The sequence below is a fragment of the Rhodococcus sp. NPDC058505 genome, assembly GCF_042720095.1.
Lineage (GTDB): Bacteria > Actinomycetota > Actinomycetes > Mycobacteriales > Mycobacteriaceae > Rhodococcus_G.
In genome coordinates, this window is record NZ_JBHXNB010000012.1 from 90,383 (window position 1) to 115,478 (window position 25,096).

The window sequence follows — 25,096 nt, forward strand, 5'->3', positions numbered from 1 at the left end:
GGACGCCGACCGCGACCATCACTGGACCCGCCCGAATGCCAGCGCGACGTTGTGTCCACCGAATCCGATCGAGTTGCTCACCGCGTACTCGATCGTCTGGCGACGCGGGGATGCGCACACCACGTCCAGATCGATTGCGGGGTCCAGATTGTCGAGGTTGAGCGTGGGCGGCACGATCTGGTCCCGCAGAGTCAGAATGCTGATGATCGCCTCGAGCGCGCCGACCGCCCCGATCGAGTGACCGAGCGCGGACTTGGATGCGTAGACGGACGCGTGCGGGGCAACGGCGGAGATGGCTACCGCTTCCGCGGCATCGCCGACCGGCGTCGACGTGGCGTGGGCATTGACGTGATCGACCTGAGCACTCGTCAACGACGCGGTGGCCAATGCGCCGCGCATCGCTCGCGCGATCCCAGCCCCCTGCGGGTCGGGGGCGACGATGTGGTGCGCGTCGGAGGTGATCCCCGCGCCGAGCACCCGACCGTGAATGGTGGCGCCGCGGGCACGGGCATGCTCCTCGGATTCGAGCAGCAACAGCGCTCCCGCCTCACCGAACACGAAGCCGTCGCGGTCCCTGTCGAATGGCCGTGACGCGCGCTCGGGCTCGTGATTGCGGGTGCTCATCGCGCGCATCATGGAGAAACTCGCAATCGACACTGCGTCAATCTGCCCCTCGACGCCGCCAGCGACCACGACGTCGGCGTCACCGGCCCGAATCAGGCGCCATGCCTGCGCGACCGCCTCCGATCCGGACGAGCACGCCGAGACTGGCGTGTACACACCACCTTTCGCGCCGATCTCCAGCCCGACGGTCGCCGCCGGACCGTTGGGCATGACCATGGGCACCGACATCGGGGGAACCTTCCGGTACCCGCCCTCCCGCAGCGCATCGACCGCGCCGATCAAGGCCTCACCCCCACCGAGTCCGGTCCCGATCGCGACGGCGAGCCGCTCGTCGTCCACGTTCGGGGTCCCCGCCTCACGCCACAGTCGGCGGGCGAGGGTCAACGCGCACTGCTCAACGAAGGACAACCGACGCTGTTCGACGCGGGTGAGCTGTGCGGAGGGGTGGGAGACCAGCGTGCCGCCGATCGCCACGGGCAGACCGTAATCGGCAACAAACGGCGCATCGAGTGACCGGATCCCACTGCGCCCCTCCAGCAGGGCCGACCACGTCGAATCCACATCATCGGCGAGCGAGGTCATCGCGGCCATCGCGGTCACGACGACCGATCGACCACCACCCGTTTCTGTACCACTCGCTACATTCATGGTCGACATCAATACCTGTACCGTTCGCTACAGTCAAGGCATGGCGCGTCCGCTCGATCACGACAAACGAATCCACCTGCTCGGCGACGTCGTCAGGTACATCAGTGAGCACGGCCTAGTCGACCTCTCGCTACGCCCGCTGGCGGCCGCACTGGGAACCAGTTCCCGCATGCTCATCTACTACTTCGGCACCAAGGAAGAACTGCTGGTGCAGGCGTTGGCAACGCAGCATCCCGACCTCGGCGCACCCCTGGAGTGGGTGTCCGATCCCGACAGCCTGCGCCTGCACCTGGAGGAGCTCTGGACGTCGACAACCGTGGGCGAGTCCTCGATCAGCGCGGGAATACTCCTGCAGGTCATCGGTGTAGCGCCCCAACAACATGGCCTCTATGAGGACTTCGCCCGTTCGGCAATGAACCGCCTCGTCGGAGCCGTGACTGACGCCATCGTGCGGTGTGGATGCACCCCGCGGGATGCGGCGTCGCACGCGACGGTTGCGGTCGCAGGGCTCCGCGGGATCCTGCAGGACAGGCTCATCACTGGCGATATCGACCGGACAGATCGCGCTGCCATGCAGTTGATCGACCTGATAACCCGCACCGCCGAGGCAGCGGCACCTACGCAGTGACCTCGCACGAATGCAGACCGGACACCGGATCTGACCGACGAGCGACAGCCCGGGATGCGGCTGTGCGAGGTTCGGGACTGCTGCACCACCAGGCGCAGCAGCCCCCTTCACCCTTCCGTCGAGCATCCGACTGACGAGCACCAAGTCCAGAGGTCACGTTTCCGACGCAGCGCCCGTTCATCAAAGAACTAGACCCCCTGCCCGGCGACAGTGACGGCTAGCGCCGCGTTCCTATTCCGAATATTGTTGCGCAGCAATAGAACAGACGTCGAACAACCTTGCGATCGAACGGCTGTGCGAGTAGAGTTGGGCCATGGAACTCGACGAGATGCTCACGACACCCACCCGGGTGGAGCCGTGGCGCCTCGACGAGCAGACTCTGCTGGCATTAGTCCCGGAACTGTCGCACCACCTGCGCCTGCTCGATGCCCTCCGCGTCCGCCTGGTCCACGAGATTCACGAACGCTCGATCCCCACCACCCTCGGGGCATCGTCAACCCAGGCCTGGTTGTCCGAATCCTGCAAGCTCACCCCCGGGCAGGCCAAGCGGATCATCGCCGCCGGACAGAGCCTGCACAACCGTCCCGACATCGCCGACGCCTTCACCTCGGGCTCCGTCGACGCCGATCAGGTCCGGGCAATCACCAATCTTCTCGACGCAATCCCCGACCTGCTCGCCGGCATCGACCCCGACCACTCAAACGGCGAGTACATCGACCCGGTGGCCGAATGCACACAGCAGTGCACCGACTACCTCGTCGCCAGCGCCGAACAGGAGCACTCCGCCGACACCGCGAACCGGGTCGCCGCCCTGAAGTCCATGCTCGAACGCGATCACGACGGCCCACCCCCTGACGACGAGAACGAGCAGCTAAACGAGTTCTTCGCGTCACCGACCGCAGGCGGGCGGGTCCGCGTCAAGGGCCACTTCGACAAGGTCACCGGCGAGCAACTGCTGAGCGCCCTGTCCGCGCTCTCCGCACCGCGGCCCGGACGCAACAACACCCACGGCGACCAATCCGAGGACCCGCGCAGCGCACCCCAGCGCCGCGCCGACGCCCTCTCCGACATCGTCCGCCACTTCCTCGACTCCGGTCAGGCTCCCGGCGAAGGCGGCGAGAAGCCGCACATGACGATCTTCGTCGGCGTGAACGACCTTGCCACTGCCGCTGCCCGCGCGACCGGCAACGCCAACGGAAACAGGAACCGGGCCTCGGGTCACGAGCGCGTGGATCCCCGATCCGACGACTCGCGGAACCCAGACGACGCGCACGACTCGGGGTGCGGCAGTACCGAACCCGCCGACGATCATCGCGCCCGCTCCTACATCCGCCGCGGGCCGTCATGGATGCCGTGGCTGGGACCGATCGGCATCAGCACCGCCGTCATGATCTCGTGCGACGCCACCGTCACCGCCATCTCGATGGACGCCAACGGCAAGCCCCTCGACGTCGGGACCACCACCCGCGTCATCCCCCGCCGCATCCGGCGCGCCCTCGACGCCCGAGACTGCGGATGCGCCTTTCCGGGCTGCGGCCGACCCGCCGCGTGGACCGACGGTCACCATATCCACCACTGGTCGAACGGCGGGCCGACGAAGCTGTCAAATCTGGTGCTGCTCTGCCGATTCCACCACAGATTCATCCACAAGGGCGACTGGCAGGTCCGCATCGGCGCCGACGGTCACCCTCCCCCAAGCACTTCGTGCAGGGGGCACCCCCAGGTTCACTCCCCCGCGATGGGTCGACCCCGATCGACAACCCGTCCCCGCCCACAACCGAAGACAGCTCATCCACGTCGGGTGAAGCGAGTCCTCCAGCAACCGAACAGATCCGGCCCGGACCACGACCCCACCAGGGGTCGCGGACCGGGCCGGTCGGGGTACGTGCGCCCCGTCGCTGCCGAGTCCGCACGGCACACCCTCGGGTGGAACCGGCGGGCCTCACCGCGAGAGTTGCGAGAACACGAAGTATCCGTCGCACAGAACCCCACCGACCCAACCGACGATCGCCGCCGCGGTGGCGGCCACCGTCGCCTCGACGGACGGAGCAGGATCGGACAGTGCTGTCGAGGATGGGCCTCCCGATATTGTCATGTCTCAGGACATCCAGGACAGATCTGTCTCAGGACTTCGAGGACAGTTTCTGATACCTGGTGGTCCTGTCGAGTGTAAGAGAGCGGGCGATCGTGTCGCCGATCATGACGGTGACACGATCGCCCTGCCAGTAGACGGCAGCGGTGGTGTTCTTGTACCGGCGACCGATGACGATCACCAGCCCATCGAACTGAACCACTCCGGTACCCGACACGGAACGTTCGACACAGCCCGACCGAGCACCCTTCCGATGGACCGGATGCGCGGGAGGTGTGGCCTCCCAACGCTTTTTCGGGGTCATGCCGCCGATGCCTTGGTGACGTCGGTTGTTGTAGACCTCCCGGTAGCGGTCGAGTTGGACCTGCAACTGGGCCAGTGTCGCCGCGGGTGGTTGCTTGGACAGCCACTTGCGCAACGTCCGATGCGCGCGTTCGTTCTTCCCACAGGTCTGCGGGTGGGCGACGGACGACGCGATCGTCGTCGTGCCGAGGGCGGCGAGGTTGCGTTCGATCTCCGCCATCGACCCGCGGTGTTTGCCGGAGAACGCCAGACCGTTGTCGGAGAGCAGGTTGGCGGGGATACCGTGCCCGTCCATGGCGCGCTCGAGCGCCGCCCAGGCGTCGGCGGAGGTTTCGGCGCGGGCGGCGTAGGAGCATACGTCCAGGCGCGAGTGGTCGTCGAGAACCTGCAGGATGCACACCTTGCTGCCGTCGGCGAGGTAGTGCTCGAGTCCGTCGATCTGCCAGCAACCGTTCGGTTCGGCGAACTCGAACCTGCGGCGGGTGCGGGGCCGCTTGCGGGGCTGCGGGACGATGAGGCCTCGGTCGGTGAGCACCCGGTACACCGTGGACCGTGACGGTACCGGTTCGAGGCCCTCGTCCTCGTGGCGCCAGACGATGGAGATCGGACCGTTGTCGAGCCCTTCGTCGTCGAGTTCCTTGCGGGCCCGCACGATCGCCTCGCACACGTGTGCCGCTGTGGTGGTCGGGCTTGTGTGGGGTCGAGTCGAGCGGGTGGTGAAGGCGCCAGCTCCCTCGTCTCGGAATCGGTTGACGAGCGTGTAGAAGGTGTTGCGGGAGATGCCGTGCTCGCGGCACAGGCGGGACACGTTCACTCGTGTCCCGCCTGTGTGCTGTGCGACTGCCGCGACGATGTCCGGATTCATTGAAAACCCTTTTCCGCCCATCCCCGACTGTTGCAGGGAGCGGGCTGTCAGGTGTCCTCGATGTCCTGGGACATCAACTGTCCTGCATGTCCTGAACTCAGACAATGGGCCTCCCATGGGCCTCCCGATATCAAGGCGTGCACACGGTCCAACGGGCCGGTCAGCCGCGCCGCTTGTGCCCACTCCGCGACGGCCGGACCGGCGCCGATGCACCGCGAAGCGCAGCTGCCCCGACAAGCGCAGCTACACCGTCCAGCCAGCCCGGAGCCGCGGCGGTGAACGCCCCACGGTCGAGCCGCCCGGAACCCTCCGGGATCCTCCCGACCACCGGAACCCCCGTCACCTCAGGAAGATCGTCGATGTTGCAGCACATCGCCAGGTCGGGTTCCGCGGGACAGGATCCGATCACCGTCCCGGCCACGCCGACCCCCGACTGCCGGGCGGCCGCGACGGTGAGGGCACTGTGATTGAGGGTGCCGAGCCCGGCGGCGGCGACGAGCAGCAGCGGGGCGCCGAGGTCGGCGGCGACGTCGGCGAGGGTGAATCCGCCCGCACCGAGGCGGACCAGGAGTCCGCCCGCACCCTCCACAATCGTCAGGTCGTGGGCCGCATCCAGGGCACGGACCGCCGCGACCACCGCCCCGCGCTCCAACATCGGCAGGTCCGCGCGCCGGGCGGCGGTGTCCGGCGCCAACGGTTCCGGGTACCGCGCCAACTCCACCACGTCGACCACACCCGACAGCCGTTGCACCTCGGACAGATCCCCGTCCGCACCGACGGCGACCCCGGTCTGCGCGGGCTTGCACACGGCGACCGACAGGCCGTCGGCGAGCGCACAGGCCGCGAGTGCTGCGGTGGCGACGGTCTTTCCGACATCGGTCGAGGTCCCCGTGACGCACAGGATGCTCATGCGGGCACCACGCTCGGTCGGGCCGCCGACGACAGTACCTCGACAAGCACCGACCCAATGACCTCAAGATCGGGGTCGGTCAGGTTCGCGCGCGCCGTCAGCCGCAGCCGCGACGTCCCGGCCGGCACCGACGGCGGCCGGAAGCACCCGACCTGCAGGCCGCGGTCCAGGCACGCGAGGGAGGCGTCATACGCGACCTGCGGGTCACCGAGAATCACGGACACCACAGCGGATTCGGGATCCGGTACCCCGGTGATCCGCGCGAGGTCGCGGGCTCGGCCGAGGACGGCGGCGGCCCGTTCGGGTTCACGCCGCAGCACCGCCAGCGCCCCGCGGGCCGCGCCGACCGCGGCGGGGGCGAGGCCGGTGTCGAAGATGAACGTGCGCGCGGTGTCGATCAGGTGCGCCCGGATCCGCGCGTCGCCGAGGACGACGCCGCCCTGCGCGGCAAGCGATTTCGACAGGGTCGCGGTGACGACCACGTCGGGTTCCCCCGCGAGACCGACCTCGTGCACCAGCCCGCGTCCGCCGTCGCCGCGGACCCCGATGCCGTGCGCCTCGTCCACCAGCAGCAGCGCGCCGTGCTCACGACACGCGCGGTGCAGCGCCAGCAGTGGGGCGAGATCGCCGTCGGCGCTGAAGACCGAGTCGGTGAGCACCAGCGCCCGCGGTTCGGTGCGGGTCGCGAGCGCGGTCGCGACCGCATCGACATCGGCGTGCGGGGTGACGACGACCCGTGACCGGGACAGCCGGCAGGCGTCGACGAGGGAGGCGTGGCACCCCGCATCGGACACGATCAGCGTGTCCCGACCGGCGAGCGCGGTGACGGCGCCGAGGTTGGCGGCGTACCCGCTGGCGAAGACGAGCCCGGCCTCGGCATCGACGAACGCGGCGAGTTCGCGTTCAAGCAGCTCGTGTTCGGCGGTGGTGCCGGTGACGAGCCGGGAGCCGGTGGACCCGCCGCCCCAGCGGCGCAGCGCGACCTGGGCGGCGTCGAGCACCTCGGGGTGCCGCGCGAGGCCCAGGTAGTCGTTGGACGCGAGGTCGACCAGCGTCGACCCCGCCGTCCGGGGCCGCAGTACGCGTCGCAGGCCTGCCGCCTCCCGGGCGGCTGCCTGGTCGTCGAACCAACTCAGAGCGTCATGAAATGCCACGACTGCGCACCATACGCGCTCACTTGAACGGTGTTCAAGCCTGCATGCCACCGCTCAACACTGCGACGACGCGGCCGCCCCTCCCTCCCCCTGACTCCGCGCCGCCGCGACCATGCCGCCCGCGATCGCGGCGACATCGTCGGGCGTGCACACGTACGGCGGCATCGCGTAGATCAGCTTTCCGAACGGGCGCAGCCACACCCCGGTGCCGACGGCGGCGGCGGTCGCCGTGCGCATGTCCACCGGCTCGACCATCTCGATCACGCCGATCGCACCGAACGTCCGCACGTCGGCGACCCCGGGCAGGTCGCGGGCCGGAGCCAGTCCGGCGTCGAGCCCCGCACCCACCGCCGCGACCTCGGACCGCCAGTCCCGCGACAGCAGCAACTCCACCGCGGCAACCGCGACCGCGCAGGCGAGCGGGTTCCCCATGAACGTCGGCCCGTGCATCACCCCGCCGCCCTCCCCCGCGCTGATCGCCTCGGCGATCCCGGTCGTGCACAGCACCGCGGCCAGGGTCAGGTATCCGCCGGTCAGCGCCTTCCCGACGCACATGATGTCGGGTGCGACGCCCGCGTGGTCGGCGGCGAACAGTTCGCCGGTGCGCCCGAAACCCGTCGCGATCTCATCGAAGATCAGCAGCAGCCCGTGCTCGTCGCACATCCGGCGCAGCTCGGCGAGATAGCGCGGATCGTGGAACCGCATGCCGCCCGCACCCTGCACGACCGGCTCGACGATGACGGCGGCGAGCTCATCGGCGTGCCGCACCAGCAGCTCCTCAAACGCGGCGACATAGTCGGCGTCGAAGGCGCGCGGCGGGGCCGGCGCGAACAGCTGCCCGGCCAGCACGTCGGTCCACATCGAATGCATGCCGCCGTCCGGATCGCAGACGCTCATCGGCGCGAACGTGTCGCCGTGGTAGCCGCCGCGCCAGGTCAGCAGCCGGTGCCGCCGCGGCCGCCCGATGGCCCGCTGATACTGCAACGCCAGCTTGATCGCGACCTCGACGGACACCGACCCGGAGTCGGCGAGGAACACCTTGTCCAGACCGTCGGGGGTGATCGCGACGAGCAGTTCCGCGAGCCGGGCGGCCGGTTCGTGGGTCAGCCCCCCGAACATCACGTGGCTCATCCGCCCGAGCTGCGCGGTGACGGCGGCGTCGAGGACCGGATGCCGGTAGCCGTGGACGGCCGCCCACCAGGAACTCATCCCGTCAACGAGTTCGCGGCCGTCGGCGAGGCGGAGCCGGGTGCCGAGCGCGCTCTCCACCACAAGCGGGTCGGTGCTCGCCGGGAACGCCCCGTACGGATGCCACAGGTGGGCGGCGTCGAGGGCCGAGATGCGTTCGGGCGAGTAGCGCGCGGTGCTCACACGGTGCGACGTTAGCCTGACCGTGCAACGCGACGCGTGGGGTGGGGGTCCCGGCCACTCTCTTAGACTCTGCGGTCGACACCCGAGCCCGACACACCCGAACTCGATACACCGCAGGCACCGAGGGAGAGCTTTGCCCGTCCGCACGACCGCACCCGTCACCACGACCGCTCTCCCCACGCCCGCGACCCGCTCGACGCACCGCGCCGACCTAGACGGCCTGCGGGGCCTAGCGATCGCGCTCGTGGTGGTGTTCCACGTCTGGTTCGGGCGGGTGTCCGGTGGCGTCGACGTCTTCCTCGCCCTCGCCGGGTTCTTCTTCATCGGCTCACTGGTGCGCGGTGCGGAGTCCGCGGGTTCGCTGGATCCGCGTCCGGTCCTGCTGCGCACCGCCCGCCGACTGCTGGCGCCGCTGGTGCTGGTGCTGGCCGCGACGACGGTCGCCGCCGCCCTGCTGATCGCGCCGACGGCCTGGCTGGCGCTCGCCGAGCAGGGTCGCGCGGCGCTGTTGTTCTGGGAGAACTGGCATCTGGCGGAGACGGCAAGCGACTACCTCGCTGCGGATCCGTCGGTCAGCCCGCTCCAGCACCTGTGGTCGATCGCGGTGCAGGGCCAGTTCTACCTGCTCGCGCTTGCGGTGGTGTTCACGCTGGCGTGGCTGCTGCGGATGCGCCGGATCGCGGTCCGGGGGCCGGTCATCGCGCTGCTCGCGGTCGCGACCGCGGTCTCGTTCGCCTACGCCACCTTCGGCGAGCGGCCGCAGACGTGGATGTACTACGACACCGGGGCGCGGTTGTGGGAGCTGCTCGCGGGCGGGCTGCTCGCCTGCATCGCGCCGTACCTGCGGGTGCCGCGGGTGATCCGGGCGCTGCTCGGGGTCGCGGGCGTTGCGGCGATCGTCGCGACCGGCATGGTGCTCGACGGCCGCAGCGACTTCCCTGGACCGTGGGCGCTGGTGCCCGTCGGCGCGACGATCGCGGTCATCGTCGCGGGCGCGGCGACCCTCGACACCCCCGCCGCGCGGCTGCTGGCGTCGCCGCCGCTGCAGCGGCTCGGTGACATCGCGTACTCGCTGTACCTGTGGCACTGGCCGGTGTTGATCTTCACGCTGATCGCCATGGACCGCCCGACCATCGGCCTGCGCAGCGGCCTGCTCGTCATCGGGATCTCGCTGGTCCTCGCGGAACTCACCACCCGGCTGGTCGAGGAGCCGATCCGCCGCGGCGCGCCGTCACTGCGGCGGCGGGCACTCGTCGGCGGCGTGTGCGCGCTCGGGGTCGCGGTGGTGGCCGCGACGACCACCTGGATCGGCATCGTCGCGTCAGAGTCGGACCAGCTGCACAGGATCGCCGCACTCGACGCGGACCGCTATCCGGGTGCGGCCGCGATCATCGGCGGGGTCGAGGCCCCGCCCCGCGTGGAGCAGCCGTCCCGGTACGTCGCGCACCTGGATCTGCCGGTCACCACCGCCGACGGCTGCCTGCCGGGCGGCGGCGAGCTGGAGGCGGTGCACTGCGTGTACGGCAATCCCGCCGCCACCCGCACCATCGCGGTGATCGGCGGCTCCCATTCCGAACACTGGTTCCCCGCGCTCGAGATCATCGCCCGCGATCGCGGGCTGCGGCTGGAGACCTACATGAAGGTGGGCTGCCCGGTGATGCTCGCCGCGCCAGGCGCCGAGCCCGAGGAGTGCGAGGCCTGGTCGGAGGGCGTCGTCGACGCGTTGGCCGCCGCGCCGCCGGACCTGGTGTTCAGCACCGCCACCCGCCCGCTGCCCGCCTACGAGCCGGGTGAGCACACCCCCGACGGGTACGTCCGACTGTGGACGCGGCTCTCCGAGCTCGGCATCCCGATGGCCCTGATCCGGGACACCCCGTGGCTGTCCGAGAATTCGGTGAACTATCGGGCCGCGGACTGTCTCGCGGCGGGTGGCACCAGCGTGAGCTGCGGAATCGACCGCGCCCGGGTGTTTTCCGAGGTCGACCCGTCGCTGGCCGCGACCGCGGACCTGCCGCTCGCGCACACCCTCGACCTGTCGGATTGGGTGTGCCGGACCGACCGCTGCCGGGTGGTGGAAGGCAACATTCTGGTGTACCGGGACAGCAACCATCTGAGCACCGCCTACGCGCGCACCCTCGCCCCCGAACTCGACCGACAGTTGGGCCGGGCCAGCGGCTGGTGGTGACTGCCCGGTGCGACCGGATGCCGCATCGAGGCTAGGGTGCGAGCATGGAGCGCAGCGATCCGCCCGCCCCGACGCGGGTCCGGGCGTGGCCGGGGAGCGCCTACCCGCTCGGCGCGACCTATGACGGCGCAGGCACCAACTTCTCGCTGTTCTCCGAGGTGGCCGAGTCGGTCGAGTTGTGCCTGATCGACCGGGACGGTGTCGAGGAGCGGATCGCCCTGACCGAGGTCGACGGCTACGTCTGGCACGCGTACCTGCCCGGCGTCGTTCCCGGGCAGCGGTACGGCTTCCGGGTGCACGGACCGTCCGACCCGGCGTTCGGGCACCGGTGCGACCCGAGCATTCTGCTGCTCGATCCCTACGGCAAGGCGTTCGACGTCGCCAGCCTCAACGCCGCTCACCTCACCTCCCCGGACACCGCGGGCCCCGCGGCGACCACGGTGGTGATCAACCCGTACTTCGATTGGCGGTCCGACCGGTCGCCGCGACGGCCGTACCACGAGACGGTGATCTACGAGGCGCACGTCAAGGGCATGACCGCGACGCATCCGGGCGTGCCCGCGGAGCTGCGGGGGACGTACGCCGGTCTCGCGCACCCGGTGGTCGTCGACCATCTCACCGGGCTGGGGGTGACGGCGATCGAGCTGATGCCGGTGCACCAGTTCCTGCACGATCAGGTCCTGCTCGATCGGGGTTTGCGCAACTATTGGGGGTACAACACCGTCGGGTTCTTCGCCCCGCACGTGGAGTATTCGTCGGCGGCGAAGGCGTCCGGTGCGGTCGCCGAGTTCAAGGCGATGGTGCGCGCGTTCCACGCGGCGGGCATCGAGGTGATCCTCGACGTCGTCTACAACCACACCGCGGAGGGCAACGAGCACGGCCCGACGCTGAACTTCCGGGGCATCGACAACGCCGCCTACTACCGGCTCGTCGACGGCGATCGGTCCCGGTACCTGGACTACACCGGCACCGGCAACAGCCTGAACGCCCGGCACCCGCACACCCTGCAGCTGATCATGGACTCGTTGCGGTACTGGGTCACCGAGATGCACGTCGACGGGTTCCGCTTCGACCTTGCCTCGACGCTGGCCAGGGAACTGCACGACGTGGACCGGCTGTCCGCGTTCTTCGACCTGGTGCAGCAGGATCCGATCGTCAGCCAGGTGAAGCTGATCGCGGAACCGTGGGATGTCGGCGAGGGCGGCTACCAGGTCGGAAACTTCCCCGGGCTGTGGACCGAGTGGAACGGCAAGTACCGGGACACGGTCCGCGACTACTGGCGGGGTGTCCCGTCGACGTTGGGCGAGTTCGCCTCCCGCCTCACCGGGTCGTCGGACCTGTACGAGGCGACCAGCAGGCGGCCGGGGGCGAGCATCAACTTCGTCACCGCGCACGACGGGTTCACCCTCGCGGACCTGGTGTCCTACAACGACAAATACAACCTCGCCAACGGTGAGGACAATCGTGACGGGGAGAGCCACAACCGTTCCTGGAACTGTGGGGTGGAGGGCGCGACGGACGACGCGGAGATCCTCGCGCTGCGCGCGAGGCAGCGTCGCAACCTGCTCGCGACCCTGTTCCTGAGCCAGGGCACGCCGATGCTGGCGCACGGCGACGAGTTCGGCCGCAGCCAACGCGGCAACAACAACGCGTACTGCCAGGACTCGCCGCTGACATGGATGGACTGGTCTCTGGCGGAATCGAATTCGGATCTGCTGGAGTTCACCCGCACCGTCATCGGGTTGCGGGCCGCACACCCGGTGTTCCGCAGGCGCCGGTTCTTCGAGGGCCGTCCCGCCGGCGGCGCCGACCGCGACATCGTGTGGCTCACCCCGACCGGAGTCGAGATGACCGAACGGGATTGGGACAGCGGGTTCGGCCGGTCGCTGTCCGCGTACCTCGGCGGTGACGCGATCCGCGAACCGGATCACCGCGGCGAACCGGTGACCGACGACTCGTTCCTGCTGTGCTTCAACGCGCACGACCAGGGGATCGAGTTCGCGGTGCCCTCCGCGGGCGACCGCGCCGTCGGCGGCGACCGCTGGGACGTCGTCCTGGACACGACCACCCCGACCGGCCGCTCCGACGAGACGGTCCGCGGCGGCGGATCGGTGCAGGTGGGCGCGCGGGCGCTGGCGGTCCTGCGCCGGGCGGCCTGACGTGCAGGCGGTCACCTCCACCTACCGACTGCAGCTGCGGCCGGACCTGTTGGATCTGCGGCGGGTCCGTGAACTGGCCGGGTACCTGCAGGATCTCGGCGTCTCGCACGTGTACCTGTCCCCGGTGGCGACGGCCGTCGACGGGTCGACCCACGGGTACGACGTCACGGATCCGACCCGGGTGGCTGCGGCGCTCGGTGGCCGTCCCGCACTCGAGGCACTCGTCGCCGACCTGCGCGCCCGCGGGATGGGGGTGGTCGTCGACCTGGTCCCGAATCATGTCGGGGTCGCGGCGCCCGAGCAGAATCGGTGGTGGTGGGACGTGCTGCGCCGCGGTCGCGACTCGCCGCACGCCGACCACTTCGACATCGACTGGAGCCGGGGACGTTTCGAGATCCCGATCCTCGGCGACGATGCGGACGCGCTGCGGCTCCACATCCCGGACTCGGGCACGCACTTCCCCGGCGCGGACCCGGAACTGGTGTACCACGACCACCGGTTCCCGGTCGCGCCCGGCACGGCCGGTGCTGGCGACGACGCCGCGCGGGTGCACGGCCGTCAGGCATATGAGCTGGTGCCGTGGCGCAGCGGACGGATCGGGTACCGGCGGTTCTTCACCGTCGACTCGCTTGCCGCGCTGCGGCAGGAGGATCCGGTGGTCTTCGAGGCAACCCACCGGGAGCCCGCGACCTGGTTCGCGGAGGACCTTGTCGACGGCGTCCGCGTCGACCACCCGGACGGTCTCGCCGACCCGTCGGGCTACCTCACCAGGCTGCGGTCGATTCTTGGTCCGCGTCGATGGCTGGTGATCGAGAAGATCCTCGGCGCGGGTGAGCGACTCGACCCGTCCCTCCCGATCGACGGGACCACCGGATACGACGCCCTCGCCGAGTTCGGCGGGGTGTTCGTCGATCCGTCGGGGGAAGCGCCGCTGACCCGGCTGCACCTCGACCGGACCGGGAATCGGGGCGATGCCGTCGCCCTCGCCGACGCGGCCATCGTGGCAAAGCGCGAAATCCTGTCGGGCGGACTGAAACCGGAGGTCGAGCGGCTCGTCGAGGCGATCCGCCGCGACGGCGGGATCCCCGGCGGCACCGCGCCGCTGGCCGATGCCCTGATAGAGACGGACGCCCTGATCGAGACGGTGGCCCGGATCCCGGTCTACCGCACCGACTACGCCACCACCGCGGGGGTGCTCACGACCGCCATCGGCGAGACCACCGCGGCCCGACCGGATCTCGCCGCCGCCATTGCCGCGCTCGCCGGGGCCGCCGCGGCGGGCGGTGAGGCCGCGACCCGCCTTCAGCAGCTGTGCGGCGCGGCGGCAGCAAAGGCGGTCGAGGATCGGCTGTTCTACCGGACCGCGCGGCTGATCTCACTGCAGGAGGTCGGGGGCGATCCGGGCCGGTTCGCGATCCCGGTGCCGCAGTTCCACCTGCTGCAGGCCGAGCGGGCTCGGCTGTGGCCCGCGGCGATGACGACCCTCTCCACCCACGACACCAAGCGCGGCGAGGACGTCCGCGCCCGGATCTCGGTGCTATCCCAGGTCGCGGAGCTGTGGGCCCGGTCGGTTGACGACTGGGAACACTCGACGCCGAGCCCGGACCCAACGACCGGACTGCTGCTGTGGCAGACGATGTTCGGGGTGTGGCCCGCGGACAGTGAACCGACATCGGCGCTGCGACGGCGTCTGCACGAGTACGCAACGAAGGCGGTCCGTGAGGCCGCCGTCCACACCGACTGGGTGTCCGTTGACGAGGCATACGAGACGCGGGTGCGCGACTGGATCGACGCCGTGCTGCGGGGGCCTGCGGCGCGGTCGATGTCGGCGCTGGTCCGTCGCCTCACCGTGCACGGCAGGATGAACTCCGTCGGCCAGAAGTTGTTGCAGCTCACCGGGCCCGGCATTCCCGACGTCTACCAGGGCACCGAACTGTGGGAGGACTCGCTCGTCGACCCCGACAACCGGCGTCCGGTCGGGTTCGAGGTGCGGCGGCGCCTGCTCGCCCGCGTCGACCCCGGCACCGCGGTCGACGAGTCGGTCAAGCTGCTGGTGGTGCGGGAGTCGCTGCGACTGCGCCGGGAACGACCGGGGTGCTTCGTCGGCGGCAGCTACACGCCGGTGGTCGCGGACGGCCCGTCGGCGCGGCACCTGGTCGGGTTCCGCCGCGGCGAGGAGGTGATCGCGCTGGCGGTCCGGCTGTCGGTGTCGCTGTTCGGGCGGGGATGGGCGGAGACCAGCGTGCTGCTGCCGCCGGGGAGGTGGACCGATCGGTTGACGGGAACCGTGTACCGCGGCCGCGTCGACCTCGCCACCCTGTTCGTCCGGCGCCCGGTCGCGCTGCTCACCCTGAGCTGACGTGCCGACATGCCACTGAACGAGACAAAGTGGCACGCCGTGCCGTTTCAGCATCTACCGTGATGCGAAGCACAACTCATCTTCGGTACCTGGAGGACGTCAAGCACATGGGCAATCGCTTCGAAGGCAAGGTCGCATTCATCACGGGCGCGGCCCGCGGGCAGGGCAGGGCCGAGGCCGTGAAGTTCGCGTCCGAGGGCGCGAACGTCATCGCGCTCGACGCGTGCGTGAAGTTCGACTCGACCGCCTACGCGGGCGCCACCGAGGAGGACCTCGCCGAGACCGTGCGCCTGGTCGAGGAACAGGGCGGCAAGATCGTCGCCACCAAGGCCGACGTCCGCGACTTCGCCGCCGTCACCGCCGCCCTCGACGCGGGCCTCGAGATGTTCGGCCGCCTCGACTACGTCGTCGCGAACGCGGGCATCTGCTCGGCGGCACTGTCCTGGGAGATCACCCCGGAGCAGTGGCAGGAGACCATCGACGTCAACCTGACCGGCGTGTTCTTCACCTGCAAGGCGGCGATCCCGAAGCTCATCGAGCAGGGCGAGGGCGGCTCGATCGTCATCACCAGCTCGGTGTCCGCCCTGACCGGCGCCTCGTTCTTCGGCCACTACGTGGCGAGCAAGGCTGGCGTCGCCGGGCTGACCCGCACCATGGCAAACGAACTCGGCATGCACAAGATCCGCGTCAACAGCGTCCACCCGTACGGCGTCAACACCGGCATGGTGATGACCGATGCGCTGCCGCTCATGGAGCGCTTCGCCGACACCCTCGCCCCGACGTTCATGGCGACACTGCCCTACGGCTTCAGCGAACCCGAGGATGTCGCGAACGTCGTCGCGTTCCTGTCCTCCGACGAGGCACACCACATCACCGGCATCAACATGCCGATCGATCTGGGTAACGCCGCGCGCTGATCCCCCGCTCCACCCGAACCGCCGGCCGGACCTATCCGGTCGGCGGTTCGTCGTCGGCGACGCTGTCGGGCATGCCGTCGCCGTAGCGGTCGAGGACATCACGAACCCGCCCGCCCCATCGCTCGTGCGCGGCCTGCCGGGTGATGCCCGCCGCCCTGGCGATCAGCGACCAGGTCACCCCGCCCGCGCGGAGCACGACGATCGTGTCGGAGCAGTCGAGGCCCGCCGCGAGTTGCAGCCGCACCGAGGTCAACTGCCAGGCGAGCTGCCGGGTGGCCGGGATCTCGGTCCCCTCCTCCGCCACCCACTCCGGAGTTCCGGGCAGCGGTCCTGCGCCGACGATCACGTCGGCCTGCCTGCCCACCTCCGCCAGCCCAGCGGCGGTCACCGCGTCCACACTGTCGGCGATGTCGGCGGCGAGCGCGCGTTCGATCAGGCTGTCCACAACAAGCCTCCTGTCAAGGTTAGTTTGACTGATACGTCAAGACTAACCTGACAACCCGGGTTGCGCTATCGAGCGGCCGCGCTATCGGATGGAGGCGAGCCGCTGCTCGGCGCCGCCGACCGAGGCCGCCCCGAAGATGTCAGGGGCCGCCCCCACGGCATATCCGGTCACGGCGGCTCGGGCCCCGACAATCGGCGCACAGTCCGAGCAGGGCGTTTCGGCGTCGACCGCGTGCCCGCCGCACACCCAGCAGCACGCCCGCATCGGCCTCCGCTCCCCGAAGGGGAGGGTGGTCGCATACGCGACCCGGCAGTGCGCGCACGCATCACCCGCGGCCGCGACCGGCCGTCCGCAACCCGGAATCTCACACGCCGCCGCGACGTCCCGGCCACGCCAGGACCCACCCGACGCGGTGTCCACACCGTCGCGGCCCCACGCACTCACATATGCCACGTTCGACAACCCTCCCCGGTTAGCTGAACCGTAATTGAGAGTCACATCAACTTGACCGAATCTTGACCGAACAGTGACCCAAGCCGCCCGAAAGAGCACCAGAGAGGGCACCAGTCGATGCGCAATCAATTTCAAATTGGAACCTACACCGAAATCATCGTGAGGGTGACACAAGATCTCATCGTTAGCCAATCGTTAACCCTTTCGCGAATAAACTGGACGCCCAACCAATTGAACGGTTGACCAAATCGGTCCGGCTCCCCGACGGCACCCGATTCCGGCATCCTGGTCGCATGAGCAGCGCACGACGCTTCGACGTCTGGGCCCCTCGTCCGCACCGCGTCCGCCTCCACGTCGACGGGGAACTCCACGAGATGGTCCGCGGCCCGGGCGACCGGTGGCACGCCACCGTCCCGGCCGAGCCGGGCGGCAGATACGGCTTCGTCCTCGACGAGGATCCCACCGTGCTCCCCGACCCACGCTCACCCCGCCAGCCGGACGGCGTCCACGCCCCGTCGATGCTGCACTCCGTCGACCCGGCGCGCTGGACCGACACCGGCTGGACCGGACGCCAACTCGCGGGCAGCGTCGTCTACGAACTGCACATCGGCACGTTCACCCCGGAGGGGACGTTCGACAGCGCCACCGAACACCTCGACCACCTCGTCCGTCTGGGGGTCGGCTTCGTCGAACTGATGCCCGTCAACGCGTTCAACGGCACCCACAATTGGGGATACGACGGCGTGCTCTGGTACGCGGTCCACGAGCAGTACGGCGGGCCCGACGGGCTGCAGCGGTTCGTCGACGCCTGCCACCGGCACGGTCTCGGCGTGCTCCTCGACGTCGTCCACAACCACCTCGGCCCGTCCGGGAACCACCTGGACCGGTTCGGTCCGTATCTCACCGCCGGCGACACCGCGTGGGGCGCGGCCGTCAACCTCGACGGCCCCGACTCCGGTCCGGTCCGCCGGTTCGTCATCGACAACGCGCTGCGCTGGATGCGGGACTTCCACATCGACGGCCTGCGGCTGGACGCGGTGCACGCCCTCGTCGACCGCACCGCAACCCATCTCCTCGAACAGCTCGCCGTCGAAACCGAGTCCCTGTCCACCCACCTGGGCCGCCCGCTCACCCTGATCGCCGAGTCCGATCGCAACGACCCCACCCTGATCACCCCGCGGGCGGCGGGCGGGCACGGCCTGCACGCCCACTGGAACGACGACGTCCACCACGCCATCCACGCCGCCGTCTCCGGTGAACGTCAGGGCTACTACGGCGACTTCGGTTCCCTCCAGTGCCTGGCGACCACGCTGCGGCAGGGCTATTTTCACGCGGGCACCTACTCGACCTTCCGCGGCCGCACCCACGGACGGCCGCTCGACATCCGACGCACCCCGGCCAGCGCCCTGCTCGCCTACACCTGCACCCACGACCAGGTGGGGAACCGGGCGACCGGCGACCGACCCGGCGCCTACCTGACCTTCGGCCAGCTCGCGATCAAGGCGGCGCTGGTCCTGTGCTCGCCGTTCACCCCGATGCTGTTCATGGGCGAGGAGTGGGGCGCCAGCACGCCGTTCCGGTACTTCACCTCGCACCCGGAGCCGGGCCTCGCGGCGGCGACCGCGGCGGGGCGGGTCGCGGAGTTCGCGGCGCACGGATGGCCCGCGACCGACATCCCGGACCCACAGGACCCGCGCACCTTCGATCGGTCGAAACTGGACTGGACCGAACCCGACGCGGCGCCACACGACCGACTGCTGCGCAGCTACCGCGACCTGCTCGCGCTGCGCGCCGACCGCTCCGACCTGACCGACCCGTGGCTCGACCGGGTCGCGGTGGACTACGACGAGGACGCCCAGTGGATTGCGCTGCACCGCAACACGATCCATCTGGCGTGCAATCTCGGGAGCGAGCCGGTGACCGTCCCCGTCGGCGGCACCCCGGTGCTGTGGTGGGACCCGCCGACCCAGGACCCGACCGGCGCGGCGACGGTCCTGCCCGGCCACTCGTTCGCGGTGCTGGACACCGCGAACTGAAGTACAACCGCACGAGCCAAGCGAACGCCCCACCCCCTGCGGAATCGATGATCATCAAAAGAGCTGCTGCACATGCATTTTCACGATCTTCTCCGATAGACCAGACCTGTCAGTACGCTCACGCGCGCACAGCCCGTACACAGACAGGACAACGCATGACGCGCACGACCACGACCCGGATGTTCGCCGGAACACTTGCCACGCTGGCCCTCACCGCGGGACTAACCACTGCGACGGCGACAACCGCCAACGCACTGATCATCGACGCACTCGACGGAAACAACTGGAATGCATACGAGCCCCGAGATGTCCCGACCGCGTACCCGGGGATGTACCTCGACTTCACCGGCGACTGGACCAATTTCACCCCGGTTCCCGATGAGCTCAGCGGACAGGCCAGAACGGACTTCCTTGAGACGGCGCGAGACGCGGGTAAGTTCACCGCGGCGAAGTCCTGCACCCTGGGTCCCGTCGGCACCGATGCCGCTGGCCGCAAGGTAGGGATCACCGCCGGGCACTGCACCCAATCGTCGTGGTCGAAGGAATGGGGCGCACCGCTGCACCCCGGTCCGACGCGCGGCGTGGAGGTATCCGATAAGGACCTTTCCAAGTACCCCGTCTACGACAAGAACGCGTCGAAGTGGACTCAGCAGCACCCAGGCACGCCAGCACCCGACCCGATCGGATGGATCCGCTGGGTCGACGCCGACACCTGCGAGAGCGGTGAAACCGGTGGCGACAACGAAGCATGCGCCGACAACCCGTACCAGACCGACCCCACCAGCCGAACCGACTACATGGTGATCGAGTTCGCGCCTGACGTGCAGCTCTCGAGCCAGGTGCTGGACAAGGCTGGTAAACCGGTCGCGAGCACGGCAGGCGGCGGCAAACCCCTCAAGGTGAATTCCATTTACACCAACGCGAGCGGCGCACCGGCACTGCCCGGAATCCTGTTCAACCATGTCGAGCTGTACGGAGCCAGAACCGATCGAGACCCCGACCTCATGACCGTTCCGACGGTTATCACAACCCCCTCCAGCGGCGTCATCACCTTCGTCAGCAACGGCATGATCCGCGCTGCGGCTGGCTTCAATGGCGGTGACTCCGGTGGCCCGGTGGTACTGAAGGGTACCGGCAAGTGGGTCGGCATCGTCACGGCGACCACACCCGATATCCCGCCGTGGGTCAACACCTCGGCCAAGAACATCCTGGATGATCTCAATCCGCGCGGCGTCGCTGGCAGCGGCTTCACCCCGATCAACAACTGACACCACCGGGGTGTGGACGGCGCCTCGTCCACACCCCGACTGATCAGAGTTCCAGCGCAACGTATTTCGTCTCGAGATACTCCTCGATTCCCTCGGTGCCGCCCTCGCTGCCGAGCCCGGACTGCTTGACGCCGCCGAACGGGGCGGCTGGGTCGGAGATCACGCCCCGGTTGACGCCGACCATGCCCGTCTCGAGGGCGTCCGCGACCCGCAGGGAGCGGTCCAGCGACCGCGTGTAAATGTAGGCGGCCAAACCGAACTCGGTGCCGTTCGCCGCAGCGACGGCCTCGTCCTCGGTGTCGAACCCGGTGATCGCCGCCACCGGCCCGAAGATCTCCTCGGCCACGATCCGGGCGTCGGTGGGCACGTTGTCGAGGACGGTCGGCCGGTAGAACCAGCCGGGCCCGTCCACCGGTCCGCCGCCCGTCCGGATCCGGGCGCCCGCCGCGACCGCGTCGTCGACCAGGTCGGTGACGCTGGTGCGCTGCTTCTCGTTGATCAGCGGCCCGATGTCGCTGCCGTCCCGGTAGCCCGGCCCGACGGTCAACGCCGCGATCCGGTCGGTGAGCTTCGCGGTGAACTCCTCCCGCACCGCGTTGGCGACGATCAGCCGGTTCGCTGCCGTGCACGCCTCGCCGCCGTTGCGCATCTTCGCGGCCATCGCCCCCTCGACGGCGGCGTCGACGTCCGCGTCGTCGAATACCACGAACGGCGCGTTGCCGCCGAGCTCCATCGACGTCCGCAGCACCTGCCCGGCGGACTGCTCGAGCAGCGTCTTCCCGACCCCCGTCGAGCCGGTGAACGTCACCTTCCGCAGCCGCGGATCCGCGAGCAGCGAACCGCTGACCGCGGCGGCGTCGGAGGTCGGCAGCACCGACAGCACACCGGCGGGCAGCCCGGCGTCGGCGAACACCCGGGCCAGCAGCAGCATCGTCAGCGGGGTTTCCGAGGCCGGTTTGACGAGCATCGTGCAGCCGGCCGCGAGCGCGGGACCGATCTTGCGGGTGCCCATCGCCAGCGGGAAGTTCCACGGCGTGATCGCCAGGCACGGCCCGACCGGCGCCTTGGTCACCAGGATCCGGCCGTTGCCGGACGGCGCGGTGGTGTAGCGGCCCTGGATCCGCGGCGCCTCCTCACTGAACCAGCGCAGGAATTCCGCCCCGTAGGCAACCTCGCCGCGACTCTCGGCCAGCGTCTTGCCCATTTCGAGGGTCATCAGCAGGGCGAAGTCCTCGGCCCGGTCGGTGACGAGTTGCCATGCGGCGCGGAGGATCTCGGCGCGCTCCCGGGGGGCGGTCGCGGCCCACTCACGCTGCGCACGGCTGGCGGCGTCGAGGGCACGCAGCGCGTCCTCGGCCGTCGCGTCGGCGACCTCGGTGAGGACCGTCCCCGTCGCCGGGTCGTGTACCGCGAACGTGCCGCCCCGCACCGCGGCCCCCGGTGAGCCGTCGATCCACAGTCCCGTGGGAACGGCGGCGAGGAGTTCGTCGAATTGGCTCATGGAATCACCCTGTCACGGCGGCGGTGCGGCCGCTCGCCGCGCGGCCGCCGATCAGATCAGGTAGCGGTAGGCGGGCGAGCCCGGTTCGAGCTGCTCGACCTTCATCGGCGAGGCCGCCATCCGCTCGAGCAGGCCGTTGATCCCGTCGGCGGACCCGAGTTCGATGCCGACCAGCGCGGTCCCGGTCTCCCGGTTGTTGCGCTTGACGTACTCGAACAGGGTGATGTCGTCCTCCGGCCCGAGGACCTCCCCGAGGAACCGTCGCAGCGCGCCCGGCTCCTGCGGGAAGTTGACCAGAAAGTAGTGCTTGAGGCCGAGGTGGACGAGGGACCGTTCGAGGATCTCCCCGTAGCGGGACACGTCGTTGTTGCCGCCCGAGATCAGGCACACCACCGTCGAGCCGGGCTCGACGCGCAGGTCCGCGAGCGCGGCCACCGACAGCGCACCCGACGGCTCCGCGATGACCCCCTCGTTCTGGTAGAGCCCGAGCAGCGCCGTGCACACCGCGCCCTCGTCGGCGTGCGTCATCGTGACGTTGCCCGCGCCCGCTGCGGTGCGCGTGACCAGCGGCAGCGAACTGTGCGAGACCACCTCGACCCCGAGCCCGGACAGCACCGCATACGGCAGGTCACCGATCCGGCGGACCGCGGTCCCGTCCACGAACGGGTCGATCTCCGGCAGCGTCACCGGCGCGCCTGCGACCAGCGCCGCGGTCATCGACGCGGCACCGCTCGGCTCGACCCCGACGATCGCGGTCGCGGGCGACCGCTCGTGCAGGTACGTCGCGATGCCCGCGATCAGGCCGCCGCCGCCGACCGGCACGATCACGGTGCCCGGCTCCTCGCCCAGCTGGTCCAGGATCTCCGCGGCGATCGTGCCCTGACCTGCCGCGGTCCGCGGATCGTCGAACGGCGGGACCATCGTCGCCCCGGTGCGGCGGGCGTCGTCCGCGGCTGCCTCCGCCGCCGCGTCGTAGGTTTCGCCGGTCGCGATCAGTTCCACGAACCCGGCGCCGTGCGCGAGGATCCGGTCACGCTTCTGCCGCGGCGTGTTCGACGGGACGTAGATCCGGCCCCGGATGCCCATGCTGCGGCACGCGAACGCCACGCCCTGCGCGTGGTTGCCCGCGCTCGCGCACACCACGCCCGCGGCCCGTTCCTCGTCGCTGAGCTGCACGATCAGGTTGTAGGCGCCGCGGATCTTGAACGAGCGGACCACCTGAAGGTCTTCCCGCTTGAGGTACACCCGCGCGCCGGTGTCGGCGGACAATCGGGGGCAGAACTGCAGCGGGGTCGCCTCGACGACTCCGGAAATTCGCGTCGCGGCGGCATCGATCTCGCGCGCGTCGAGCAGCGCGGCCTTCACATCAGCACATTCCCGGGTGTTCGACACCCGTCCATGTTGCCACCTCACGGGCCGTCCGGGTCACCCGGGCCGCGCCCTACCCGAACTGCGACGGCCGGGGAATGTTGCGCAGATTCGACTTCGCCATCTTCACGGCCTCGCCGACGCCGCCGTTCATCACCATCTTCGACATCGCCAGCGCGAAACCCCGCACCTGACCGGCGCTGATCGACGGCGGCAGCGACAGCGCCATCGGGTCGGTGACGATGTCAAGCAGGGCGGGGCCGTCGTGGTCGAGCACGGCCCGCAGTCCGGCCTCGACGTCCGCGGGATCCTCGACCCGGCGCGCGAACAACCCGAGCGCCGACGCGACCGCCGCGTAGTCGACACCGGGCACGTCGACACCGAAGTCCGGCAGTCCGTCGACGAGCATCTCCAGCTTCACCATGCCGAGCGTCGAGTTGTCGAACACCACCACCTTGACCGGGAGACGGGTCGCCGCAACGGTGATCAACTCCCCCAACAGCATCGACAACCCACCATCACCGGACACCGAGATCACCTGCCGCCCCGGGCAGGCCACCTGGGCGCCGAGCGCGTGCGGCAGCGCGTTCGCCATCGACCCGTGCAGCGCCGACGACAGGAACCGCCGCTGCCCGTTCGGGTTCAGGTAGCGGGCGGTCCACACGTTGCACATGCCGGTGTCCGCGGTGATCACCGCGTCCGGCGCGGCGAGGTCGTCGAGCAGTGCCGCCGCGTACTCGGGGTGAATCGGCCTGCGCTGCCTCACGTCCCCGGTGTAGGCGCCGACCACCCGGTCCATCAGCGTGCGGTGCCGCGTCAGCTGCGCATCGAGGAACGCGCGGTCCGGTGCGCGCTCGATCAGCGGCGCCACCGCACGCAGCGTGCTGGCCGTGTCGCCGTGCACCGCGATGTCCAGACCGGTGCGGCGCCCGAGTTTCGCCGCGTCACTGTCGATCTGAGCGGTGCGAACGTCGTCGGGCAGGAACTGGTCGTACGGGAAGTCGGTGCCGATCAGCAGCAGCAGGTCGGCGTCGTGCATGCCGTCGTGCGCCGCGCCGTAGCCGAGCAGCCCGGTCATCCCGACGTCGAACGGGTTGTCGTACTGGATCCACTCCTTGCCGCGCAGGGTGTGCCCGATCGGCGCACCGATCCGCTCGGCGAGCGCGAGGACCTCGTCGCGGGCGTCGCGCACCCCGGCCCCGGCGAAGATCGCCACCCGCTGCGCGGCGTTGATCGCGTCGGCGAGGGCGGCGACGTCCCCGGCATCCGGGACCAGCGCGGGCGGCCGGGTCCGAACCAGCGTGGGGGGCGTTCCCTCGGCGGGCCGGTCCGCGACATCGCCGGGCAGCGTGATCACCGCGACACCCGGCCCGGCGAGCGCGTGCCGCATCGCGGTGTGCACCACCCGCGGCGCCTGCGCCGGGGAGCTGACGAGTTCGGCGTACACCGAACACTCGACGAACAGCCGGTCCGGGTGGGTCTCCTGGAAGTAGCCGGTGCCGATCTGGGTGCTCGGGATGTGCGAGGCGATCGCGAGGACCGGCGCACCGGACCGGTTCGCGTCGTAAAGACCGTTGATCAGGTGCAGGTTGCCCGGCCCGCAGGAGCCCGCGCACACCGCGAGCTCCCCCGTCACCTGCGCGTCCGCGGACGCCGCGAACGCCGCCGCCTCCTCGTGCCGGACGTGGATCCAGTCGATGCCGCCCGCCGCAGCCCCTCCGGGGGGGCGGGCGGGCTCGAAGCTCCGGGTAAGGCTGGGCGCGCCGGTGGCCGTGTATGCGCGCACACCCGCGGCGACCACGTGGGGGGC

Annotated in this window: 17 protein-coding genes; 8 read left to right on the forward strand and 9 right to left on the reverse strand. The window is 70.0% G+C overall.

Translation table 11 applies throughout. The annotated features are described in order from the left end of the window. Positions 1-18: 18 nt before the first annotated feature. Positions 19-1,281: a KasA/KasB family beta-ketoacyl-ACP synthase gene (locus ACFWPA_RS11775; protein ID WP_378570235.1), complete on the reverse strand. Its 1,263-nt coding sequence runs from the start codon at positions 1,279-1,281 to the stop codon at positions 19-21. A gap of 31 nt (positions 1,282-1,312) precedes the next feature. Between ACFWPA_RS11775 and ACFWPA_RS11780 the strand changes: the two genes are divergently transcribed. Together ACFWPA_RS11780 and ACFWPA_RS11785 are read left to right on the forward strand one after the other, a co-directional pair. Next, positions 1,313-1,900, forward strand: a complete 588-nt coding sequence (locus ACFWPA_RS11780) for a TetR/AcrR family transcriptional regulator (RefSeq protein WP_378507859.1) — start codon at positions 1,313-1,315, stop codon at positions 1,898-1,900. A gap of 313 nt (positions 1,901-2,213) precedes the next feature. Then, on the forward strand, positions 2,214-4,073 hold the full coding sequence (locus ACFWPA_RS11785; protein WP_378570237.1) for a DUF222 domain-containing protein: 1,860 nt from the start codon (positions 2,214-2,216) through the stop codon (positions 4,071-4,073). Here ACFWPA_RS11785 and ACFWPA_RS11790 read toward each other — a convergent pair. From ACFWPA_RS11790 to ACFWPA_RS11805, 4 genes are read right to left on the reverse strand one after another with little or no spacing between them, the layout of a single operon-like run. Then, positions 4,024-5,277 carry an integrase core domain-containing protein gene (locus ACFWPA_RS11790; protein WP_378570266.1) on the reverse strand — a complete coding sequence of 418 codons (1,254 nt, stop codon included), beginning with the start codon at positions 5,275-5,277 and terminating at the stop codon, positions 4,024-4,026. The two genes, ACFWPA_RS11785 and ACFWPA_RS11790, sit on opposite strands and share 50 nt — an antisense overlap. A gap of 43 nt (positions 5,278-5,320) precedes the next feature. Continuing rightward, positions 5,321-6,070: a dethiobiotin synthase gene (gene bioD / locus ACFWPA_RS11795; protein ID WP_378570239.1), complete on the reverse strand. Its 750-nt coding sequence runs from the start codon at positions 6,068-6,070 to the stop codon at positions 5,321-5,323. Then, positions 6,067-7,224 (reverse strand): 8-amino-7-oxononanoate synthase, encoded by a 1,158-nt coding sequence (locus ACFWPA_RS11800; protein WP_378570241.1) that lies wholly within the window; start codon positions 7,222-7,224, stop codon positions 6,067-6,069. Before ACFWPA_RS11800 ends, bioD begins: the two co-directional genes overlap by 4 nt. 54 nt (positions 7,225-7,278) lie before the next feature. Next, positions 7,279-8,595 (reverse strand): adenosylmethionine--8-amino-7-oxononanoate transaminase, encoded by a 1,317-nt coding sequence (locus ACFWPA_RS11805; protein ID WP_378570243.1) that lies wholly within the window; start codon positions 8,593-8,595, stop codon positions 7,279-7,281. Positions 8,596-8,728: 133 nt separating this feature from the next. On the opposite strand from ACFWPA_RS11805, the gene ACFWPA_RS11810 reads away from it, so the two are divergent. The 4 genes from ACFWPA_RS11810 (at position 8,729) to ACFWPA_RS11825 (ending at position 16,215) form a co-directional block, all read left to right on the forward strand. Further along, a complete protein-coding gene (locus ACFWPA_RS11810; RefSeq protein WP_378570245.1) occupies positions 8,729-10,780 on the forward strand; it encodes an acyltransferase family protein in 2,052 nt (683 codons plus the stop codon). A 44-nt stretch (positions 10,781-10,824) separates the two neighbouring features. Beyond that, entirely contained in the window at positions 10,825-12,939 is a 2,115-nt protein-coding gene (gene glgX, locus ACFWPA_RS11815; protein ID WP_378570247.1) for a glycogen debranching protein GlgX, read from the forward strand. 1 nt (position 12,940) lies between these two features. Continuing rightward, a complete protein-coding gene (treY, locus tag ACFWPA_RS11820) occupies positions 12,941-15,298 on the forward strand; it encodes a malto-oligosyltrehalose synthase (protein ID WP_378570249.1) in 2,358 nt (785 codons plus the stop codon). A gap of 107 nt (positions 15,299-15,405) precedes the next feature. Beyond that, the gene (locus ACFWPA_RS11825; RefSeq protein ID WP_378507956.1) at positions 15,406-16,215 is read left to right on the forward strand and encodes a mycofactocin-coupled SDR family oxidoreductase; all 810 of its coding nucleotides are present in this window, start codon (positions 15,406-15,408) and stop codon (positions 16,213-16,215) included. A 31-nt stretch (positions 16,216-16,246) separates the two neighbouring features. On the opposite strand, the gene ACFWPA_RS11830 is transcribed toward ACFWPA_RS11825, so the two are convergent. Next, positions 16,247-16,660, reverse strand: a complete 414-nt coding sequence (locus tag ACFWPA_RS11830; protein WP_378570251.1) for a hypothetical protein — start codon at positions 16,658-16,660, stop codon at positions 16,247-16,249. 746 nt (positions 16,661-17,406) lie between these two features. Between ACFWPA_RS11830 and treZ the strand changes: the two genes are divergently transcribed. Both treZ and ACFWPA_RS11840 read left to right on the forward strand, forming a co-directional pair. Then, positions 17,407-19,149 carry a malto-oligosyltrehalose trehalohydrolase gene (gene treZ, locus ACFWPA_RS11835; protein ID WP_378570253.1) on the forward strand — a complete coding sequence of 581 codons (1,743 nt, stop codon included), beginning with the start codon at positions 17,407-17,409 and terminating at the stop codon, positions 19,147-19,149. 155 nt (positions 19,150-19,304) lie between these two features. Next, complete coding sequence (locus ACFWPA_RS11840) at positions 19,305-20,417, forward strand: hypothetical protein (RefSeq protein ID WP_378570255.1); 1,113 nt, start codon at positions 19,305-19,307, stop codon at positions 20,415-20,417. Positions 20,418-20,460: 43 nt separating this feature from the next. Here ACFWPA_RS11840 and ACFWPA_RS11845 read toward each other — a convergent pair whose 3' ends face one another. From ACFWPA_RS11845 to ACFWPA_RS11855, 3 genes are read right to left on the reverse strand one after another with little or no spacing between them, the layout of a single operon-like run. Further along, the gene (locus ACFWPA_RS11845) at positions 20,461-21,918 is read right to left on the reverse strand and encodes an NAD-dependent succinate-semialdehyde dehydrogenase (protein ID WP_378570257.1); all 1,458 of its coding nucleotides are present in this window, start codon (positions 21,916-21,918) and stop codon (positions 20,461-20,463) included. A gap of 51 nt (positions 21,919-21,969) precedes the next feature. Next, positions 21,970-23,310, reverse strand: coding sequence for a threonine ammonia-lyase IlvA (gene ilvA / locus ACFWPA_RS11850; RefSeq protein ID WP_378507872.1), 1,341 nt, complete (start codon positions 23,308-23,310; stop codon positions 21,970-21,972). A 49-nt stretch (positions 23,311-23,359) separates the two neighbouring features. Then, positions 23,360-25,072 (reverse strand): pyruvate dehydrogenase, encoded by a 1,713-nt coding sequence (locus ACFWPA_RS11855; RefSeq protein ID WP_378570268.1) that lies wholly within the window; start codon positions 25,070-25,072, stop codon positions 23,360-23,362. Positions 25,073-25,096 lie beyond the last annotated feature (24 nt).

Coding starts and splice junctions, on each gene's coding strand:
- ACFWPA_RS11775 (WP_378570235.1), bottom strand. CDS start 1,281: ATGTCGACCATGAATGTAGCGAGTGGTACAGAAACGGGTGGTGGTCGA.
- ACFWPA_RS11780 (WP_378507859.1), top strand. CDS start 1,313: ATGGCGCGTCCGCTCGATCACGACAAACGAATCCACCTGCTCGGCGAC.
- ACFWPA_RS11785 (WP_378570237.1), top strand. CDS start 2,214: ATGGAACTCGACGAGATGCTCACGACACCCACCCGGGTGGAGCCGTGG.
- ACFWPA_RS11790 (WP_378570266.1), bottom strand. CDS start 5,277: ATGGGAGGCCCATTGTCTGAGTTCAGGACATGCAGGACAGTTGATGTC.
- bioD (WP_378570239.1), bottom strand. CDS start 6,070: ATGAGCATCCTGTGCGTCACGGGGACCTCGACCGATGTCGGAAAGACC.
- glgX (WP_378570247.1), top strand. CDS start 10,825: ATGGAGCGCAGCGATCCGCCCGCCCCGACGCGGGTCCGGGCGTGGCCG.
- ACFWPA_RS11825 (WP_378507956.1), top strand. CDS start 15,406: ATGGGCAATCGCTTCGAAGGCAAGGTCGCATTCATCACGGGCGCGGCC.
- treZ (WP_378570253.1), top strand. CDS start 17,407: ATGAGCAGCGCACGACGCTTCGACGTCTGGGCCCCTCGTCCGCACCGC.
- ACFWPA_RS11840 (WP_378570255.1), top strand. CDS start 19,305: ATGACGCGCACGACCACGACCCGGATGTTCGCCGGAACACTTGCCACG.
- ACFWPA_RS11845 (WP_378570257.1), bottom strand. CDS start 21,918: ATGAGCCAATTCGACGAACTCCTCGCCGCCGTTCCCACGGGACTGTGG.